Below are 19248 nucleotides of genomic sequence, written 5' to 3'. Positions count from 1 at the left end.
GCTCAAGGACCTGTTATGAGTGATCAACCCATTATCTTTGAAGAATGGAAGACGGGCGATGGCGCGCTGATCGCCGTGGCCCGGTTGAATACACCAAAAGCACTGAATTCGCTCTCGCTAGAGATGATCCGGTTGCTGACGCCGCAACTGAAGCGCTGGGCGGAAGACCCCGCAATCCAGGCCGTCTGGCTGGAATCCGAGGGTGACAAGGCGTTCTGCGCTGGCGGCGACATCGTAGCCCTGTATCGCAGCATGACCGAGCCTCAGGGCGCCAGTGAGGGTGAGGCATTCTTCACCGAGGAATACGAGCTGGATTACCTGATCCATACCTTTCCGAAACCCCTCGTGTGCTGGGGGCACGGCATCGTAATGGGCGGCGGTATGGGCATTATGCAGGGCGCGTCTCACCGGGTGGTGACCGAAGGCTCGAAGCTCGCCATGCCCGAGATCACCATCGGCCTCTATCCCGATGTTGCTGCGGGCTGGTTTTTGAACCGCACCCCCGGGCGCACCGGCCTGTTTCTGGGGCTGACTGGTGCTCGCCTGAACGGCGCTGATGCAATTTTCACTGGCCTTGCCGACCGCTTCATCCGGCATGATCTGAAGGCCGATGTTGTTGCCGAGCTGTGCAAGCGTAACTGGCAGAGCGAAGATCCCCATGCGGTGGTTGGTAGTGTGCTGCGCCAATACGAGCGTGAGAGCGCCGACGCCATGCCGGAATCACCGGTTCGCACCCACTTCGATGAGATCAATCGGGTCACCGATGCCGACTCCCTGGAGGCGACCGTTCACCAGTTGAAAGAGCTGTCCGGTGGCGACGGGTGGGTGGCGAAAGCGACTCGTTCCCTGGCCGGGGCCTCGCCGACGTCCCTGGCTCTGGTCTGGCGTCATCTCCACGGCTGCAAACACGACAGCCTGAAAGAGGTGCTCGACAAGGAACTGGTGCTCTCCACCAAGTGCCTCACCAAGGGCGAATTCGCGGAGGGTATCCGCGCGCTTCTGATCGACAAGGACCAGCAGCCCCGCTGGCGCTATGCGTCCCTTGCCGAAACGGATAGCGCCTGGATTGACGACTTTTTCAGCTGATAGCCGGCCTGGGTGTCGGATTACGCTCCGCTAATCCGACCTACCCGGAACGCACCCAAACCGTAGGTCGGATGAGCAAAGCGTAATCCGACGAAATAATCCGACCTACCCGAAGCGCAACCAAACCGTAGGTCGGATTAGCGCAGCGTAATCCGACAAACACTAGAAATATAAGAACAAGGAGAATGAACATGGCAAAAATTACCTTCATCGGCCTCGGTAACATGGGCGGCCCCATGGCCAGCAACCTGGTGAAAGCCGGCCACGAGGTCACCGTATTCGATCTGTCCAAAGATGCGGTTGCTGCTCTGGTATCCGAAGGCGCAAAAACCGCAGACACCGCCCACGAGGCAGCCAGCGGCGCCGAGTGTGTCATCACCATGCTGCCGGCTGGCCAACACGTGGAAGCGGTCTATCTTGGTGACGATGGCCTGCTGGCGAAACTGCCTGCTGGTACCCTGGTTATCGACTCCTCCACCATCGCACCTGAAACAGCCCGGGGCGTTGCCGAAGTGGCACGTGCCAAGGACATTCCATTCCTCGATGCGCCAGTCTCTGGCGGTGTTGGCGGTGCCAAAGCCGGTACGCTGACATTCATCTGTGGTGGCTCGGGAGAAGCCTTCAACCAGGCCAAGCCGATTCTCGACGCCATGGGCAAAAACATTTTCCACGCCGGCGATCATGGCTCCGGTCAGGTGGCCAAGATCTGCAACAACATGTTGCTGGCTATTCTGATGTCCGGCACCAGTGAGGCGCTGGCACTAGGCGTTAAGAACGGCCTGGATCCTGCGGTACTCTCTGAAATCATGAAGCAGAGCTCCGGTGGCAACTGGGCCCTGAACGTCTACAACCCCTGGCCGGGTGTGATGGAAGGGGTGCCCGCCTCACGCAACTATGAGGGCGGTTTCCTGGTGAACCTGATGACCAAGGATCTGGGGCTGGCGTTCGATAACGCTGTCAAAAATCAGGCCTCCATTCCCATGGGTTCTCTGGCCCGCAACCTGTTCCAGCTCCATGCGGGGCAGGGCAATGGAAATCTGGACTTCTCCAGCATCCAGCGGCTTTACAAGCCTGAATAATGTGCGTCCGGGGTCAGATGCAGCATTTCATCTGACCCCGGCCATGTTACCGTTTTTGCGACCAGCGGCTGGATTTTCAGAGTCAGTGCTGGTACTTTTGCCGCCAGTTGTTTCTCGGTAGCCCAACCAGGGATTTGGTTGGCCAAAGGCCGCCGGGAACGGGACATAACCATACCTTCAGGGATTGAAGATATGCCTCAGGCAAGCGGATTGCAGTTTACCGCCCGTGTTGGCGGCCTCCCCTCAGATTTATTTTCCGTGGTTGGTTTCACACTGACCGAACGCCTCTCCGAAGTATTTTACGGTCATCTGGAGCTTTCCAGCACCGATCCGTCGATTCAGGCATCTGAAATTCTCGAGCAACCCTTGGATCTCGTGGTCTGGCAGGATGGCGAGCCGCTCAGGCGCTTCACCGGGGTGGTCAACGAATTCGTTCGGGGCGATGCGGGCCACCGGCGTACCCGCTATGAATTGAATATCCAGCCGCCGCTCTGGCGCCTTGGGATGATGCACAATAGCCGGATGTTCCAGACCCAGAGCACCGACACGATCGTGCGCACTCTGCTAGAAGAGCGGGGCATTATCGATTCGGTTTTCGACCTGAAGCGCACCCCGGAGCAAAGGGAGTATTGTGTTCAGCATCGGGAAAGCGACCTGGCCTTTCTGGAGCGCCTTGCTGCTGAAGAGGGCTGGCACTATCGCTATGAACACGGGAGCGTGGACGCGGAGACACAGCCGGCGCTTGTAATCGCCGACCATCATGGCGATGCGCCCAAGCTGGAACCGGCGGAATATAACGCCAAAGCCGGCGGCAGCACCAAGCGCCCCTCGGTTTTTCGATTCCGGTATGAAGAGCGAGTGCGGGTCGCTTCCGTAGCGATGAAGGATTACACCTTCCGGAATCCGGCTTATGCGCTGATGCATGAGCAAGCCAGCGGCGACCTGAAGCACCGGGAAGACTACCAGCACTACGATTACCCCGGCCGCTTCAAGGCTGACGCCAGTGGCCAGCCGTTTACCGAAGCCAGACTCCAGTCCCTGCGCAATGATGCCAGTACCGCATCCGGTGAGAGCAATCGCCCGGATTTCTGCGCCGGCGCCAAGGTTGAACTGAAAGAGCATGACAGCGCCGCCCTGAACCGGGAATGGCTGCTAACCGCAGTTACCCATACTGGTTCCCAGCCCCAGGCGTTGGAAGAAGAGGGCGGCAGCGACCCCACTACATACCACAACCAGTTCAATGCCATACCTGCCGACCTTACCTGGGTACCGCAGACGCCCCACCGTCCTCTTATGGACGGCCCGCAAATCGCGATTGTCACCGGTCCGGAAGGCGAGGAGATCCACTGCGACGAATATGGTCGGGTGAAAGTGCGGTTTCCATGGGATCGATACAGCAGGAACGACGAACACAGCAGTGCCTGGCTCCGGGTCAGCCAGGGCTGGGCCGGCGGCCAGTACGGTTTCATGGCCTTGCCACGAATCGGTCACGAGGTAATTGTCTCCTTCCTGGATGGAGACCCGGACCAACCGATCATCACCGGCAGAACCCACCACGTTACCAACACGCCGCCCTATGGGCTCCCGGAGCACAAAACCCGCACAACACTGAAAACCAAAACCCACAAGGGCGAGGGCAGCAACGAACTGCGGTTTGAGGATGAGGCGGGCCAGGAGCAGATCTACGTTCATGCCCAGAAAGACCTGGATCTGCTCACCGAGAACAACCGCACGGAGGTGATTCTGAACGACAGTCACCGCACAGTCGAAAACAACGATTTCAGTCACGTGAAAGGCAATGAGCACCGCACTGTCGATGGTGAACAGCGTGAGTCGGTCGACAGTGATTACAGTCTATCCGTGGGTGGAAGTTTTCACAGCAAACAGGGCAAAAACCAGCTCGTTGAAGCTGGCACCGAGATTCACCACAAGGCGGGCATGAAAGTCGTAATCGAGGCGGGCGCCGAACTCACGCTGAAAGCCGGTGGCAGCTTTTTGAAGCTGGATCCCAGTGGCGTTACGGTCTCCGGGCCTTCGGTGCGCATGAATTCTGGTGGCGGGCCGGGGAGTGGGAGTCGGGTGGCAGATAAAGCCCCGGAGCTGCCCGCCGGCATTGTTGCCCAAGACGGAAGTTCGGGCGCTGTGCAGCTAGAAGAAACCGACCAACGTGAGACAGGAAAGAGTGCTCCGCAGGTTTTGGCAGATCACTCAACATTGCTGAAGGAATCAGCCAACCAGGGAGCGCCTGTCGTTTCCGATTGTGAGTTTGATGAGAATGGACGCTGCAAACTACATCAGCACGCTTGATAGCCTGGATTTGCTGGCTCAGGAACCCTCCAGCGCGGACTTTGCCGTCATTGACCTCGCGGTCGATGATAGCTTCCTCAGATTTCTCTACGAAGCTGACCAACATGGCTCGGTTCAGTGGTGGAGCCTTCTGGAGAATACCCGATGGCAGGCCTCATGGAATCAAGGACCCATACTCCTGGCGTTCAATGGAGACACCCAATTCCATAGAAAGCTTAAAGAGCGATTGAGCTTTGTGCCGCTGGGAATCTTCATTGATTCGCCGGAAAGCTCGACGTGTGTTTTTAATTGGGCCCAGGGATGGTTGCTAGCACTTGCAAAGTCGGATGAGCGACTGTTTCGATTTTACGATCCAAGGTCTTTTCGTCCATTGCTGGCAGCTTTTGCAGGGCGAGCAAAGCCGATCGTGAATGCCGGAGTAACAATCTACTGGCATAGCGGGTCGGATTGGCAAGCATACCAGTCGCCTGATAAAGCCGGAAAGATAGAACACCCCGAACAACCCTCGTTGGTTCAGTCTGAACTATCCGCGTTGCCGCCCTATAGATTGGCTGATCGTGCAATGGCTTATGAGCAAGTCTATCGGGATTATTTGCCTGAAAGCGGAGACCGAAGAGTCTGGGTTTTGGAGCAGCTTCAGAGAGCTTCGAAACTCGGTTTAGAAACTGCTTCTCTACAAGAGCGTTGGTTGCGACTTTGCATCCGCAATGGCTCTGATCTGGTTGGGACGTCAGATTTTCAGAAAGTTATTAAAGCCCCGGAGATGACGCCGGCGGACCGTATGAACGCGATGGAACGTATATTGGAGGGCACGGATGCCACAGCATAAAGTTCAGTCAGGGGAAACGCTTTCAGCTATTGCTTCGAAGTATCAGGTTTCGTTGAGTGCGATCAAGAATGAGAATCCGATCATCAAGGATGTGAATCACATTGAAGCTGGATGGAATCTCACTGTCCCTGAAAACTCCGTAGACCAAAAGGCTTTTCCGGCAGCGCAATCGGCTAATGATGATACGAAAGATGATCTTGAATGCTCTCAGTGTTCAATTGAGTGCGAAGCGCTTGTCCACGTCACTGGTGAGGAAGACACTGTCTATGCGCTTAGTCGCACTCAGCTGAAGGATCTGATTGGTGAGATTGAGACTCTCAACGAGCCCTTGATTGAGTTAAAGGAGGCGGAAGCGGGGCCAGTGGAGGATATACCTGCTGCGCGCGAAAAGGCTTGGGACAGCCTTCGAGAGTTGCGGGCACTCCCCGAAACTGAGCAAAGCTCTACAGCAAAGGAGCTGCTCAATGACTACGAGGCCCGCTGGAAACGAGAGCGACAACGACTCGAACATCAGCGTCGTAGAGAAAAACGGATTGAATATGAGATCAATCAGATCCGAAGCCAGATTCTGTTTCCCGCGAGTCAAGCCAACCTCACAGACAGGAAAGACTTGCTCTCAGTAAAAGTTTTCACAACGCTTTGTGCCGAACTGGAAGCGACACTGCCTGGCGTGAAGGCAAAGGTTGAGACTCACGAGCTGATAACCGAAGCCAGCAAACAAGACTTGGATGAAATGGATGAGAGGCTCAGGTTCCTCAGGGCGGCTTTGGAGGCTGAGCTTCAGTATCGGATGGTTCAGAGTGATCAGGACGCAGATAGCCACCGAGTGCAACGGCTCGGGCATGAAGCCCAGGAATTGAAGAAATACACCCGCTGGCCAGATTTCATTGCAGAGGCTGATATTCAGTCTTTGGTAGACAAAAAGAAGCGACTGAACGAACTCGATGATGAGCTAATTCCCTACATGGATTACGTCAGCGAATATGCCGCGAGAGTATCCTGGGCTGTCCGGCTTTGGAACATAATCCACCAAGACGAAGTTGAAAAGCACCGTAAGGAACAGCAGGAGCGACGAGAACTCATCGTGGATATAGAGAAAACCCTGAGGCGTTTGGTGGAAACCAGTCCACCTTCGGCTGTCGATGTTCTCGCAAAGCCGAACCTCGGTTCTATGAAGTCCCAGCCTCTAGTTGAACTTAAGCACACTGGTGCCGCAGGTTACCGCTACGCCCGCCTAGAGGTTCTGAATCAATTACGCACTAACTGGAAGCCGCTTAAGGCTTCGGATGTTCGAGCAGTTATGAGTGCTGCTGACTTTGAGCGGGCCTGGGATGAGGCGAAAAACGGCCTGAAGAACGACCGGTCGCTCAAGTTGAAGTTTGCTGAGTGGAAGAGCAAAGAGGACAACTTCTTTAACCAGTTGGAAATTGAATTATTTAAAAAAGAAGCTTCAACCGAAGATGGTCGTTTCGCCGCAGGTGCCGAAGCACAGATGTTCCGGTTTGCCGCGCAGTGCAGCCTGGAGGCCAACTACGAGCCCGAAAAGGGCCAAGCCTATATTGGTACCCAAATGCAAGGAACGTACAGTCTCCTGCAGGGTGAGGCGACCTTTGCCGCCAGGCTGCCGGATGAGACCGGAGCAAAGGTGCTCCTCGAGTACGAAAATCATCAGGGAAACTCGATAAAGCTCCATTGTGGATACTTCAGGGCAGACGCGGAATACCGGATTCAAGGGTTTGCGGGTGCCTGTCTGTCTCTCGCAGCAAATGCAAAGGTGTCCAGCGCACCCGGGGATGTTGGTGTCTCTGGCCAGACCAACGGGCAAGCTTTTGCTGGCGCAACCGTAAGTAATGAAGCCAGATTTGGGGTTAAGTGGAAGGCTGCTTATGAGGAAGTTGATGGAGCGACTGATGACCAAACAGGGGGGGATCCTGAGTTTGAATTGCTGGCTGAGGTAAAGCCAGAAATTGCGGTTTCATCCGGAATCGGTTTTGGTTTTGATTACAAAATTGAACTTCGCGAGAGCAAGCTTGTGGCCTTTTTCAAAGGTAGTCTGGTTCTTGGCCCCGGCGGGAGTGGGGGCATTGCTGCGGAACTGAACGCTGAGCAGATATGGGAGTTGGTTAAGTTTGTAAGGTGGTCGCTCGAGCAGAGCGATTTTAGATTTTTGGATTGGATTGATGAAGGCGCTTTTAAGCAGATTACTTTATTAATTAAAACATTCGCCATAACTAAATCTGACTTTAACCAAATCGTTTCTCAAGGTGTTGAACGAATTGAAATGTTTTGGGCGGATTTGACAAAAGACAATTCACAAATTCGAGATGTCGCTGCGGTAATTCTCGAGAACGATAGCTTAAATAAGCTAACCCCTCCTTCCAAGGCCGAACTACTAGAAGCTCTGACGAAAAACAGTTCAGGCTCTCTTAGCTTCAAGGATCCATATAAGGAATTGATCAACGAAGCGACTATGAAAATTCTTGAGACGATAAGTAGCCACCGTGAATTGGTAGAGGTTTTTAAGAGGATTGGTAATGGGGGGCGTAAAGGTAGTTTCCACGATTTTAAGACCAATTACTCGAAGATCATTGTTCAGAGGTTATTTCGTTCCGCCCAGTCACTAAAAACCGAGCAGTGGTTATCAAGGGTGCTCGGCTAGAATTTGTTGAAAAGTTAATCTCCTGCCGGATCCCAAGAACAGCGGAATCCGCGGCTTTTGGCCGCCAGTGTCTCAGATCCCTTACGGCGAGTTACGGTTGTGTTTCCTTCAAACTCTTCGTAGTGGCCCCCTCGAAGGACCCGGTAGGAAAGCCCTTCAAAGATGTCTGTTTGACCCACCGCAGGCCCCTTAGGGTTATCGATTGGAGATCTCTGATAATAATCACTTGAGTATTTATCGCCAACCCACTCGCCAACGTTGCCAGACATGTCATACAAGCCTAGAGCATTCGGTGGAAATGCTCCGGGAGGGTTAGGCAGTGCGGCTTTTGCAGAAGGGTTGTAGCGGCTAACTTCAATCTTAGCCGCCATCGTGACATTCTCAATTGCCTCTCCATTTTCGGTGGCATACGGAAGCATTTGGCCCTGGGCGCGTGCAGCATATTCCCACTCGGCCTCCGTGGGCAGTCGGACTTCTTTACCGGTATGTTTGCCCAACCAAAGGCAGAAAGCATTTGAATCAACCCATGAAGTGACCGCTGGTAATCCGTTGTCGAAACGCTCCGGCATTTCATCTTTCATATCTTTATAACGGCTGTCCGAGGGTTCATATCCCGTAACCGCCATGAACAGCTCAAAATCCTCCTGGGAAACCTCGTATTTCTGAATATAAAAATCATCAACGATGACACGATGTGCTGGAATGGTATCGCTGCGAACACTCCACCCCCCAGGATTCCCCATCATAAACTCCCCACCTTCGACAAAAACCATGGCGTCCATCTGGCGCTGAACCATGTCTTTTGCCTGGGATTCGTAATAGAGGCTGCATCCGGAAAGGGCAGAGGTGACAAAAAGAGAAGAAAAAACAAGGTAACGCATGCTTGCTCCGTGCAATGGGGTTAACACTCCATGTGTTAACAGCATTCTATCAACTTGCTTGAAGCAACAGAATTACCATAGAGATAGTTTGTACAGATTGGAGGAAGCGCGTCTCATCTTGAGACTTTCAAGGCTTATCGATTCAAGTATAATTTGTGCTCCCGAAAACAGGGCGTTTTCGGCATGGAAGCAAACTTCAAAGGAACTGATATGAAAACCTTCAATACGCTGCGGGTGATTTTTGCACTCGTGGGTGTCGGCATGCTTGTCGGCGCCTTTTTCTCTTTCCAGAGCACTTCAACCTTTCTTGAAACCGCGACAGCCAAGCCGGGCGTTGTCACCGACCTGATTCGATCACGGTCCAGTGATTCTAATGCCTACTATCCTCTCGTCCGTTTCGAAGACGAAAAGGGCAGGTTCACAGAGTTCCTCTCATCCAGTGGCAGCAACCCTCCAAGTTACAGTCGCGGTGAGACGGTTCGTGTGTTGTTCATGCCCGGCAATGCGGAGTCTGCAAGAATCGATGGATTCTTTTCGCTGTGGGGGGTAACCCTAATTGTAGGCGGTTTGGGCGGTGTTTTCTTTGCCGTTGGAGCGGGTATGTTTGTTGTACCGGCTGTCAGGAATAGTGGGGCTGCGAAGCTTCGAAAAACCGGACAACTTGTTCAGGGAATTTTTAAAAGTGTTGAAAAGAACCAGATGATCGTAATGAACGGCAAAAGTCCCTTCCAGATCGTGTGTCAGTGGCAGAATCCGGTCACTTCCGATATTCATGTGTTCAGGAGTGGAAACCTCTGGTTTGATCCATCGGAGCATATCCATAGCGACTCGATACCAGTTTATATAAATCCGACAAATCCCAAGCGCTACTGGGTTGATACGTCTTTTTTGCCGAAGATGGCGGGTTGACCGGGCGCTGGAATGCCACTCAAATGAACCCCACGTAACCCTCCCCCGGATGCGCCCGTGCATTGGTGAAGGTAGACTGACTGTCATAAACACTGGCCTGGATTCTTCCGGGCCAGTTTATTTTCACGGTATGCAGGGTTCATCATGGACGGCCAATCCACCAATAACGAGCCGGCGGAAGAGAACAAACGCCCGCTGATTTCATCGGACCTGGCGACGCCGGTTTACGGGTTGTTCGGCCTGGGCGTGCTGTACACGCTGTATGTGGCTCACCAGATTGTTCTGCCGATTATTCTTGCCGTCATGACAAGCCTTTTGCTGTCTCCTCTTGTTAAAAGAGCCTTTGTGAAATGGCGAATTCCCCGAATGGTCAGTTCTCTGGTTCTCGTGCTGCTGGTGCTGGCAGGGATTGTCGGAATTACCCTTGCGGTCGCAACTCCAGCCTTAAAGTGGGTGGAGGAAGTGCCCCAGGGAATCTCCCGTTTGCTGGTTGGCGAAAGCGAGATCAGTCGCCAGATCGCCAGGGTAACCGAGTCGGCAGAGCAGGTTGAGAAGTCTGTGGAGGAGCTTTCGGAATCGGATCAGCAGCCAACCACTGTTGTTCTGCAGACAGACTCCTGGCGAAGCCAGTTGATGGCCAAGGCCCGAAATGGCATCGCGGGCCTGGCATTGGCTCTGGCACTGACTTATTTTCTTCTGGTTAGTGGCGATCGGCTGATTCACAACTTCATCCGTCAGTTACCGATAGACCAACGAAGAACGGTCTTGCGAATGACCCATGAGTCTCAGCACCAAATAGCTCAGTACCTGGGGGTGCTGGGTTTGAGCAATCTGTTTGTTGGCACAACAACCGGGTTGATCAGTTGGGCGGTCGGCCTTCCCGATCCGGCTGTCTGGGGGTTGGTGGCAGGTCTTGCCCGTTTCATCCCATACCTGGGCAATATCCTCTCGATTTCGATGCTGACCATTGTTTCCGTGGTGAGCCTGGATGAACTCTGGATGATGGCCATAGCGCCTCTGGGATTCCTCGGGTTAACCATGCTCGTGGGGTTATTTATCGAACCGTGGATTCACGGATTTCGGATGGCGATCAACCCGGTGATCATCTTTGTCTCGATCTTCTTCTGGGGCTGGCTATGGGGGCCGGTAGGCGTGCTTCTGGCGGTGCCTCTGATGACGGTCATCCAGGTGGTCCTCAAGCAGATTCCCAAGCTGCGTCCGGTCTATAAAGTGATTGCCAGGTAGCCTGATAATGGATACCCGCAACACGCACTGACACGCCTGTAAAACTCACCTATCCTCTCTGAATACCCGAAATTCAGCAAACAGGGAGGATCGTTCGCCCATGATCCCGAATACCATGAAAGCCATGGTTCTGACCGGTCACGGTGGAGTTGATAAACTGGAGTATCAGGACGTGCCAGTTCCGGCTCCAGGGCCGGGCGAGGTGCTCGTCCGGGTTACGGCCACGGCGAAAAACAACACCGACCGCAAAGCGCGGGAAGGGCTTTACCCGACCAAAAAAGGCGAAATGACATCCTTCCAGATGGGCGGCAAGCCCACGCTGGTTTTTCCGCGGATTCAGGGGGCAGATATCGCCGGCCTGGTTGTGGCCGTTGGTGACGGCGTGGCTGAGTCCCGCATCGGCGAGCGCGGGCTGCTGGATTTTAACATCTACGCCAATGACCGGCGGGACATCAATCTCACCCCGGATTACTTCGGCCACGGTGCCGATGGCGGCTACGCCGAATATGTGGCACTGCCGTCCGACCAGTTCCATCACATTCCCAACGCTGAACTGTCGGATGCCGAAGTGGCGTCCATGGGAATGTGTTCCTACCAGACCGCCATGCACATGCTCACGTCGGCCAACATCAAGGCGGGCGAGCGGGTGCTGGTTACCGGTGCCAGTGGCGGCGTTGGCACGGCCCTCATCCAGCTCTGCCGGATCATGGGGGCCATTCCGTACGCCCTCAGCAAACAGGACAAGGCGGAAGCTCTGCTGGAGCTGGGCGCCGAAGCGGTGCTGGACCGCTCCGATATGGACAGCTTCGTGGACCGGGTGAAAGCGGAAACCGGTGGCAAGCCCATCGACGCGGTGATGGACCTGGTCGGCGGGGAGATGACCGATGTGTTCATCGACACCATGATCTTTGATATGAACGCCCGCAGCACCTACCCGCGCCTGAGCATTGCCGGTGCCAGTGGTGGCAACATCAGCGAAATCCTGTGGACCCGGATCTACCTGTACCAGGTGCAGATTTTCGGGGTATCCCATGGTACCCGGGAAGAGGCGGAACAACTGATGGCCTGGATCCGGGGAGGGCAGTTGAAACCTGTTCTGCACGGTGCGTTCAGGCTCTCTGATCTGCATCGGGCAGAAGAATACTTTGTGAACCGGGGTAGTAATTATCTCGGCAAGATCGTGATCGTTCCCGACTCACAATGGGAAGAACACGGCCAACCCTGGTCCCTGGAGAGCGCTTGATGAAACCGGAACTGACCATTCAGTTGATGGATACCCACGCCGGCGGTGATGTCAGCCGGATTGTGACTGGCGGGATAGACTTGTTGCCGGGCGACACCGTTCGGGCGCAGATGGAATATCTCCGGGATGACGCCGACGGCCTGCGCCGGCTGCTTCTGGAGGAGCCTTATGGCGTGCCGGAGATGTCAGTGGATTTACTGGTACCGCCTACCGATCCCCGGGCTGCCGCCGGTTACATCATCATGGAAGTCATGGGCTACCCGATCTACTCCGGCTCCAACACCATCTGTACGGCTACCGCCGTGCTGGAATCGGGCATTGTTCCGAAACAGGAAGGCAAGCAGAATTTCATGCTGGAGTCGCCTGCTGGTCTGGTCCAGATCGAGGCGACCGTACACGACGGGGTGGTAGAGGCTGTCACCTGTGAAGGGCTGCCCAGTTATATCCACACCTACAAGGCCAGCATCGATGTTCCCTCACTGGGTGAGGTTACCTACAGCGTTGCCTACAGCGGCGGCTTTTACGCCCTGGTTGATGCGGCCAGCATGGGCTTTGACCTCACTCTGGACGAAGAGCGCAAGCTGGCGGAAACCGCTCATGCCATCGTCGAAGCCATCCAGGCCGAGCGGGGCTTCTCCCATTACACCCTGGGCGATGTGGGGCCGTTGCCGTTCCTCCACTTCATGGGGCCTGTTGAGCAAGTGGCAGACGGCTATTACCGGTCCAGGTCCGCGACCTATGTGCATCCCGGTGTGATTTGCCGGAGTACAACGGGCACTGGCACTTCAGCGCGCCTGGCGCTGATGAACTACGAAGGCAGCATTAAGCCGGGCGACAAACTCGAAACCATCTCACTCAGGGAAACGGGATTTATCGGCGAATTTACCTCTGTAGAGCAGGAGGGCGAGTACCAGGTGATCAAGAACAGCATCACCGGCAAGGGGTATGTCATTGCCCGTTCCGACATCGTGGTCAATTGTGATGATCCCATGGTGGAGTGTGGTTCACTGCACCACATTCTATCGAGTCGCCACACCGGAAAAATCACCCCTCAGTCCTGAGCTCCGTTCCGGACCTCTTTCCGGGCGCGGCATACTCGCTGCGCCCGGTTTTCCACCTCATAAAACCCGGCAATTTTCTTCCTTTTTGGTCTAAAGTTTACCTTTACGTAAAGTGAAGCCTGTGCTAAACCTTGACCCGTGCTTTCAATGATAAAAACAACAGGAGTTGAGAATGAGCCTTCCGGAATATACCGACGTTTACAACAACTTCGATCCTGCTGCTCTGGAAGCGGACATCCTGGATGGACGTCTGGATAGCGGGCTCAACGTGTGCCACGAAATCTGCGATAAGTGGGCAGACGACCCCAGTCGGGTTGCTCTCTACTACGAAACCGAGGATGGCGGCGATGGCAGTCTGACTTTTGCCGAGCTGAAAGACGCCTCTGCGCGCTTCGCCAATTATCTGAAATCCCAGGGCATCGGGAAGGGCGATCGGGTGGCTGCACTCCTGCCGCGCACTCCGGAGCTGCTCATCGTTATCGCCGGAACCCTGCGTGCCGGTGCCGTGTATCAGCCGCTGTTTACAGCCTTTGGTTCCGGCGCCATTGAATACCGTTTTGAGCGGGCCAGCACCAAGCTGGTAGTGACTAACCCGGAGAACTATCCCAAGCTGAACGATGTCAAAGTCTGCCCGCCGGTTGTGGGTGTCAACGCCAGTGAGATTGGCGCGGACATCCCGGACTTCGAGGAAACCCTGGCGGCTCAGTCCAGTGAATTTGAGCCTGTCATGATCAAGGGCGACGATCCGTTCCTGCAGATGTTTACTTCCGGAACCGTCGGTAAATCGAAGGGTGTTGCTGTCCCGGCCAAAGCGCTCCTGGCGTTCTACGTATACATGAAATACGCCATTGATCTGCAGGATGGTGACCGGTTCTGGAACGTGGCTGATCCTGGTTGGGCCTATGGACTTTACTATGCGGTCGTCGGGCCACTTCTGATGGGTCACGCCACGCATTTCAATCCGGGTGGCTTTACCCCCGAATCCACCTACGACATGATCCGCAAATACAAGATCACCAACCTGGCGGCGGCACCCACGGCTTACCGCCTGCTGAAGGCCAACGACCACGTACTGCCCGAAGGCGAGAACCTGGGCCTTCGGGTTGCCAGCAGCGCCGGTGAGCCCCTGAACCCGGAAGTGGTGAACTGGATTCGCAACCGTCATTTCTGCCCGGTGAAAGATCACTATGGTCAAACTGAGACCGGCATGACCTGCTGCAACTTCCACGGTCTTGCGCATCCGGTTCGTGAAGGCTCCATGGGCTATGCCTCTCCGGGACACAAGGTTGTTGCACTGAACGAGAAAAATGAGGAAGTAGGCGAGGGTGAAGTTGGTCAGTTGGCGGTCGACGTAAAAGCGTCCCCGCTTTTCCACTTCGACGGTTACACCTGGGGTGAAAAGGACCCGTTCGTAAACGGCTACTACCTCACAGGCGATATGGTCATCAACCATGGCAATGGCAACTTCTCCTTCAGTGGCCGGGATGATGACATCATCACCACGGCCGGCTACCGGGTGGGTCCGGCAGACGTTGAGAGCACCTTGCTGGAGCACGCCGCTGTGGCGGAGTCAGGTGTTGTCGGCAAGCCCGATGAGAAGCGCGGCTCCATCATCAAGGCCTATGTGGTGATCAAGGGCGACTATGCAATCGGGGACGAGCAGGCCCTGAAAGACGAGCTTCAGGAACTGGTACGTCGCAGGCTTTCTACCCACGCTTTCCCGCGGGAAATCGAGTTCGTTGACGAACTGCCCAAGACACCCAGTGGGAAAATCCAGCGCTTCGTTCTGCGTAATCAGGCCAAGGAAGAAATCGGCGCATGATCATTACGTTTGAAGAGCTGCAGGCCTTCCTTGACGAGCAGTTTCCGCAGGGGGCCGCTTACGGCACCCTGCAGAAACTCGGGGATGGTTGGGCAGAGATGAAGCTGGAAGTGGATGAGGAGCACCTGAGGCCCGGGGGCACCGTCTCCGGGCCGGCCATGATGGGGCTGGCGGATGTCACCCTGTACGCGGCTTTGTTGAGCAAGATTGGCCTGGTTCCCCTGGCAGTCACCACCAACCTCAATATCAATTTCCTCCGCAAGCCGGTGGCTCATCAGCCGATCTGGGCCCGTGCCACCATGCTGAAAGTGGGCCGCACCATGGGTGTGGGTGAGGTGTTTGTCTACTCTGAAGGCGCGGAAGAGCCGGTGGCCCACTCCACCATGACTTACTCCATTCCGCCTAACCGGTAACGCCATGCAGATTCGTGACATGATGGTGTCGGTAGGCGACGGTGTTGAACTGGAAGTGAGGCGGATCCAGCACGCAGAGCCGAAAGGCCCGGTGCTGGTTTTTCTCCATGAATCCCTCGGCAGCATCGCTTTGTGGCGGAAGTTTCCGGAAAAACTGGCGAAAGCAACCGGCTGTGATGCGCTGGTCTACAATCGGCAGGGTTATGGCCACTCGTCTGACGAAGAGCTTCCTCGCCCATACGATTACCTGGAGGTTGCCGGTCATCGGTGGCTGCCCCGGTTGTTGGATAAGCTCCAAATCAGGGATGTTGTGCTGATCGGGCACAGTGATGGTGGTTCCATTGCTCTGGTGGCTGCTGGGGCAATGGGGCGTCGCATGAAGGCTCTGGCAACCATGGCCGCGCACATCTACGCGGATCACCTTACCCTTGCCGGTATCGAAGAGATGGCCGTTCGCTATCGAGAGACCGATATACGTGATCGTTTGGCACGCTACCACGGCAACCGGACCGACGACCTCTTTAATGCCTGGCAGACAGTCTGGCGAGACGAGGGCTTTCAGGCGGCCATGGATTTTAGTCGCTGGCTGGCGGCAATCGAATGTCCGGCTATGATCATTCAGGGGGAGAACGATGAATACGGGGTGCCTGAGCAGGTTACAGATATAGTTGCGGGTATCGGGCCCAACGCCCAGGGTGTTCTTCTTGAGGAAACCGGGCACTCTCCCCACCTGGAAAAGCAGGACCAGGTAGTAGACCTTCTATACGACTTTTTGCGTAGCGAGAGTGTACTTAAAAACTGCAATTAAGTGTTGACGTTTACGTATACGTCAATCTAATCTGGTAACCAGACAAAACGCACAACAATAACAAAGGTAGATTGGCTCATGAGTGAACAGTACGTTCTGGAGACCCGTAACCTTGTCAAAGAATTCAAGGGCTTTGTTGCGGTCGACGACGTGAACCTGAAGGTCCAGAAAGGCCATATTCACGCCCTGATCGGCCCTAACGGTGCTGGCAAGACCACGGTCTTCAATCTGCTCACCAAATTCCTGATCCCGACTCGCGGTCAGATCCTGTTCAAGGATCAGGACATCACCACCATGAAGTCCGCCGCCATCGCCCGACAGGGCATTGTCCGCTCGTTTCAGATCTCTGCCGTATTCCCTCACATGACAGCGCTGGAGAACATCCGCGTAGCCCTGCAGACCTTCGAGGGCACCTCTTTCAGCTTCTGGAAATCCGGTAATTCGCTGCACAAACTGAATCAGCGCTGCATGGAGCTTCTGGATGCCGTTGGCCTTGCAGAGTTTGCCAACACCACCACCGTTGAGTTGGCTTACGGACGCAAGCGTGCTCTGGAGTTGGCAACCACGCTGGCCATGGAGCCGGAAATCCTGTTGCTTGACGAGCCAACCCAGGGCATGGGTTCGGAAGACGTGGATCGTGTGGTAGAGCTCGTTCGCAAGGCGGCAGCGGGAAGAACCGTTCTGATGGTTGAGCACAACCTTAGCGTGGTCAGCAAATTGTGCGATCGCATTACCGTGCTGGCCCAGGGCGCCGTTCTGACCGAGGGCGATTATGCTGCTGTCTCTGCCGACCCAAGGGTGCGAGAGGTATACATGGGCAGTGATGGCAGTGGAGAGCGGGGTACTACCGCTGACAGCGAACAGTCGGAGGCGGCGCAATGAGCAGTAATTCAGATCGCGAATACGAACAGCTCCGTCTTTCAGGATTGCATGCCTTTTACGGCGAATCCCATATCCTCCATGGCATCGACATGGTGGTTAATCGCGGAGAACTGGTGACGTTGCTGGGCCGCAACGGCGCTGGCCGGAGCACAACCCTCAAGGCCATCATGAACATGGTTGGCCGGCGCACCGGCTCCATCATGATTAACGGTGAGGAGACAATGTCCTGTGCGCCTCACCACATTGCCAGGTTGGGTGTCGGGTATTGCCCCGAGCATCGGGGCATTTTTTCCTCGCTCAGTGTCCAGGAGAACCTGACGCTGCCGCCGGTTGTGCGCAGTGGCGGCATGAGCCTGGAAGAAATCTACAACATGTTCCCAAACCTGTATGAACGACGTTCCAGCCAGGGCACCAAGCTGTCCGGCGGCGAGCAGCAGATGCTGGCTATGGCGCGCATTCTGCGCACCGGCGCCAACATGCTGCTGCTGGACGAAATCACCGAGGGTCTTGCCCCGGTCATCGTAGAAAAACTGGGAGAGGTCCTGATTGCCCTGAAAAACAAGGGGCTGACCATTGTCCTGGTTGAGCAGAATTTCCACTTCGCAGCACCGTTAGCCGACCGTCATTACGTTGTTGAGCACGGTCAGATTGTGGAAGAAATCAGCGCCAACGAACTGAGTTCCAAGCAGTCGGTGCTGGATCGCTATTTGGGGGTCTGATCCCGGATAGGACGAGAGCAAGAAAAGCAACAACAACCCGAACCAACGCAAGACAGTAGCGGAGATACAACAATGACAATGATGAAAAAGCTTCTGACATCAGCCGTTGCATCAGCCATGATGGCAAGCGGAGCCCAAGCGGCTATTTCCAACGACACGGTCAAGATCGGTTACCTGGCAGACATGTCCGGCACCTACCGTGACCTGGCAGGCCCCAACGGGCTGAAGGCCCTGGAAATGGCGATCGCTGACTTTGGTGGTCAGGTAAATGGCGCCAAGATCGAAGTGGTCAGTGCTGATGACCGCAACAGCCCCGATACTTCCTCCAGCACCGTTCGTCGCTGGGTTGAGAACGAGGATGTTGATCTGGTGGCCGGTATGGTGGCTTCTTCCGTTTCTATTGCCGTGAGCAAGATTCTGGAAGAGAACGATCGCCTGGGTATCATCTCCGGTTCAGCCGCTTCCAGTATCACCAACGAACACTGCACCCCGAACCACATCCACTACGTTTACGACACTTATCCGCTGGCCAACGGTACCGCCAGTGCGGTCGTTAAAGAAGGCGGCAAAACCTGGTACATGCTGACTGCCGATTACGCGTTCGGCCACGCTCTGGAAGGCGACGTGACCCGCGTTGTTGAGGCTAACGGCGGTGAAGTGATCGGCACTGTGCGCCATCCGTTCCCGACCCAGGATTTCTCCTCCTTCATCCTGCAGGCCCAGGCCTCCGGCGCTGATGTAATCGGCCTGGCAAACGCCGGTGCTGACACCACCAACGCCATTACAACGGCCAGTGAGTTCGGTGTCACCCAGTCTGGCCAGACTCTTGCAGCCCTGCTGCTGTTCCTGACCGACGTGCACGCACTGGGTGCGGAAACCGCTCAGGGCATCCAGTTGACCACCGGCTGGTACTGGGACATGAACGACGAGACCCGTGAATGGTCTGATCGCTTCATGGAAGAGACCGGTGTTCGTCCGACCATGGTTCACGCCGGTATCTACTCCAGCACCATGCAGTACCTGAACGCAGTCAAGGCGACCGGTTCCGATGATGCCCAGACAGTGCGCAAACAGATGATGGATACGCCCATCAACGACATGTTTGCCAAGAACGGCAAGATCCGTGTTGACGGCCGTATGGTGCACGACATGTACCTGGCGGAAGTGAAAACTCCGGCTGAGTCCACGAATGAGTGGGATCTGTACAAGATCCTGCGGACCATTCCGGCGGAAGAATCTTACCGTCCGCTCTCCGAGAGCAAGTGCAAGCTGGTTAATAACTAAGACCGGCACAGGGCTCACCCG

The 19248-nt window shown here is 55.4% G+C and carries 16 protein-coding genes; 15 read left to right on the top strand and 1 reads right to left on the bottom strand.

Features of this window, described 5'->3' with window-relative positions:
- The first annotated feature begins 15 nt into the window (after positions 1–15).
- The 5 genes from QZ534_RS04690 to QZ534_RS04670 all read left to right on the top strand — a co-directional run bounded on the left by QZ534_RS04690 (position 16) and on the right by QZ534_RS04670 (position 7960).
- The gene (locus tag QZ534_RS04690; RefSeq protein WP_296931933.1) at positions 16–1086 is read left to right on the top strand and encodes an enoyl-CoA hydratase/isomerase family protein; all 1071 of its coding nucleotides are present in this window, start codon (positions 16–18) and stop codon (positions 1084–1086) included.
- A gap of 191 nt (positions 1087–1277) precedes the next feature.
- Positions 1278–2165, top strand: a complete 888-nt coding sequence (gene mmsB / locus QZ534_RS04685; protein WP_296931931.1) for a 3-hydroxyisobutyrate dehydrogenase — start codon at positions 1278–1280, stop codon at positions 2163–2165.
- Between the two features lie 192 nt (positions 2166–2357).
- Entirely contained in the window at positions 2358–4472 is a 2115-nt protein-coding gene (tssI, locus tag QZ534_RS04680; RefSeq protein ID WP_296931929.1) for a type VI secretion system Vgr family protein, read from the top strand.
- Complete coding sequence (locus QZ534_RS04675) at positions 4441–5301, top strand: DUF4123 domain-containing protein (RefSeq protein WP_296931927.1); 861 nt, start codon at positions 4441–4443, stop codon at positions 5299–5301. The genes tssI and QZ534_RS04675 overlap by 32 nt, the downstream gene beginning before the upstream one ends.
- Positions 5288–7960 (top strand): LysM peptidoglycan-binding domain-containing protein, encoded by a 2673-nt coding sequence (locus QZ534_RS04670; RefSeq protein WP_296931924.1) that lies wholly within the window; start codon positions 5288–5290, stop codon positions 7958–7960. Before QZ534_RS04675 ends, QZ534_RS04670 begins: the two co-directional genes overlap by 14 nt.
- A gap of 14 nt (positions 7961–7974) precedes the next feature.
- Here QZ534_RS04670 and QZ534_RS04665 read toward each other — a convergent pair whose 3' ends face one another.
- The gene (locus QZ534_RS04665; RefSeq protein ID WP_296931922.1) at positions 7975–8841 is read right to left on the bottom strand and encodes an SUMF1/EgtB/PvdO family nonheme iron enzyme; all 867 of its coding nucleotides are present in this window, start codon (positions 8839–8841) and stop codon (positions 7975–7977) included.
- Positions 8842–9024: 183 nt separating this feature from the next.
- Between QZ534_RS04665 and QZ534_RS04660 the strand changes: the two genes are divergently transcribed.
- The 10 genes from QZ534_RS04660 to QZ534_RS04615 all read left to right on the top strand — a co-directional run bounded on the left by QZ534_RS04660 (position 9025) and on the right by QZ534_RS04615 (position 19227).
- Positions 9025–9750, top strand: a complete 726-nt coding sequence (locus QZ534_RS04660) for a DUF3592 domain-containing protein (RefSeq protein WP_296931920.1) — start codon at positions 9025–9027, stop codon at positions 9748–9750.
- A 144-nt stretch (positions 9751–9894) separates the two neighbouring features.
- Positions 9895–10995: an AI-2E family transporter gene (locus QZ534_RS04655; protein WP_296931918.1), complete on the top strand. Its 1101-nt coding sequence runs from the start codon at positions 9895–9897 to the stop codon at positions 10993–10995.
- Positions 10996–11095: 100 nt separating this feature from the next.
- Positions 11096–12238 carry a zinc-binding dehydrogenase gene (locus QZ534_RS04650; RefSeq protein ID WP_296931916.1) on the top strand — a complete coding sequence of 381 codons (1143 nt, stop codon included), beginning with the start codon at positions 11096–11098 and terminating at the stop codon, positions 12236–12238.
- Complete coding sequence (locus tag QZ534_RS04645) at positions 12238–13299, top strand: proline racemase family protein (RefSeq protein WP_296931914.1); 1062 nt, start codon at positions 12238–12240, stop codon at positions 13297–13299. The genes QZ534_RS04650 and QZ534_RS04645 overlap by 1 nt, the downstream gene beginning before the upstream one ends.
- A 172-nt stretch (positions 13300–13471) precedes the next feature.
- Entirely contained in the window at positions 13472–15121 is a 1650-nt protein-coding gene (locus QZ534_RS04640; RefSeq protein WP_296931912.1) for an AMP-binding protein, read from the top strand.
- The gene (locus QZ534_RS04635) at positions 15118–15534 is read left to right on the top strand and encodes a PaaI family thioesterase (RefSeq protein WP_136631801.1); all 417 of its coding nucleotides are present in this window, start codon (positions 15118–15120) and stop codon (positions 15532–15534) included. Before QZ534_RS04640 ends, QZ534_RS04635 begins: the two co-directional genes overlap by 4 nt.
- Before the next feature lie 4 nt (positions 15535–15538).
- A complete protein-coding gene (locus QZ534_RS04630; protein WP_296931909.1) occupies positions 15539–16342 on the top strand; it encodes an alpha/beta hydrolase in 804 nt (267 codons plus the stop codon).
- A gap of 78 nt (positions 16343–16420) precedes the next feature.
- Complete coding sequence (locus QZ534_RS04625) at positions 16421–17224, top strand: ABC transporter ATP-binding protein (RefSeq protein WP_296931906.1); 804 nt, start codon at positions 16421–16423, stop codon at positions 17222–17224.
- The gene (locus tag QZ534_RS04620; RefSeq protein ID WP_296931904.1) at positions 17221–17943 is read left to right on the top strand and encodes an ABC transporter ATP-binding protein; all 723 of its coding nucleotides are present in this window, start codon (positions 17221–17223) and stop codon (positions 17941–17943) included. Before QZ534_RS04625 ends, QZ534_RS04620 begins: the two co-directional genes overlap by 4 nt.
- 72 nt (positions 17944–18015) lie before the next feature.
- Positions 18016–19227, top strand: a complete 1212-nt coding sequence (locus QZ534_RS04615; RefSeq protein WP_069184246.1) for an ABC transporter substrate-binding protein — start codon at positions 18016–18018, stop codon at positions 19225–19227.
- Positions 19228–19248: the final 21 nt, after the last annotated feature.

It is taken from the genome of uncultured Marinobacter sp. (genome assembly GCF_913055835.1).
In the GTDB taxonomy this organism is placed as follows: Bacteria; Pseudomonadota; Gammaproteobacteria; order Pseudomonadales; family Oleiphilaceae; genus Marinobacter.
Note: the sequence above shows the minus strand (reverse complement) of the source record. Positions and strands in the feature narration are given on the sequence as shown.

What these genes read in the sequence shown, in the direction of transcription:
- QZ534_RS04690 (WP_296931933.1), top strand. Translation starts at nt 16, where the DNA reads ATGAGTGATCAACCCATTATCTTTGAAGAATGGAAGACGGGCGATGGC.
- mmsB (WP_296931931.1), top strand. Translation starts at nt 1,278, where the DNA reads ATGGCAAAAATTACCTTCATCGGCCTCGGTAACATGGGCGGCCCCATG.
- tssI (WP_296931929.1), top strand. Translation starts at nt 2,358, where the DNA reads ATGCCTCAGGCAAGCGGATTGCAGTTTACCGCCCGTGTTGGCGGCCTC.
- QZ534_RS04675 (WP_296931927.1), top strand. Translation starts at nt 4,441, where the DNA reads ATGGACGCTGCAAACTACATCAGCACGCTTGATAGCCTGGATTTGCTG.
- QZ534_RS04670 (WP_296931924.1), top strand. Translation starts at nt 5,288, where the DNA reads ATGCCACAGCATAAAGTTCAGTCAGGGGAAACGCTTTCAGCTATTGCT.
- QZ534_RS04665 (WP_296931922.1), bottom strand. Translation starts at nt 8,841, where the DNA reads ATGCGTTACCTTGTTTTTTCTTCTCTTTTTGTCACCTCTGCCCTTTCC.
- QZ534_RS04660 (WP_296931920.1), top strand. Translation starts at nt 9,025, where the DNA reads ATGGAAGCAAACTTCAAAGGAACTGATATGAAAACCTTCAATACGCTG.
- QZ534_RS04655 (WP_296931918.1), top strand. Translation starts at nt 9,895, where the DNA reads ATGGACGGCCAATCCACCAATAACGAGCCGGCGGAAGAGAACAAACGC.
- QZ534_RS04650 (WP_296931916.1), top strand. Translation starts at nt 11,096, where the DNA reads ATGATCCCGAATACCATGAAAGCCATGGTTCTGACCGGTCACGGTGGA.
- QZ534_RS04645 (WP_296931914.1), top strand. Translation starts at nt 12,238, where the DNA reads ATGAAACCGGAACTGACCATTCAGTTGATGGATACCCACGCCGGCGGT.
- QZ534_RS04640 (WP_296931912.1), top strand. Translation starts at nt 13,472, where the DNA reads ATGAGCCTTCCGGAATATACCGACGTTTACAACAACTTCGATCCTGCT.
- QZ534_RS04635 (WP_136631801.1), top strand. Translation starts at nt 15,118, where the DNA reads ATGATCATTACGTTTGAAGAGCTGCAGGCCTTCCTTGACGAGCAGTTT.
- QZ534_RS04630 (WP_296931909.1), top strand. Translation starts at nt 15,539, where the DNA reads ATGCAGATTCGTGACATGATGGTGTCGGTAGGCGACGGTGTTGAACTG.
- QZ534_RS04625 (WP_296931906.1), top strand. Translation starts at nt 16,421, where the DNA reads ATGAGTGAACAGTACGTTCTGGAGACCCGTAACCTTGTCAAAGAATTC.
- QZ534_RS04620 (WP_296931904.1), top strand. Translation starts at nt 17,221, where the DNA reads ATGAGCAGTAATTCAGATCGCGAATACGAACAGCTCCGTCTTTCAGGA.
- QZ534_RS04615 (WP_069184246.1), top strand. Translation starts at nt 18,016, where the DNA reads ATGACAATGATGAAAAAGCTTCTGACATCAGCCGTTGCATCAGCCATG.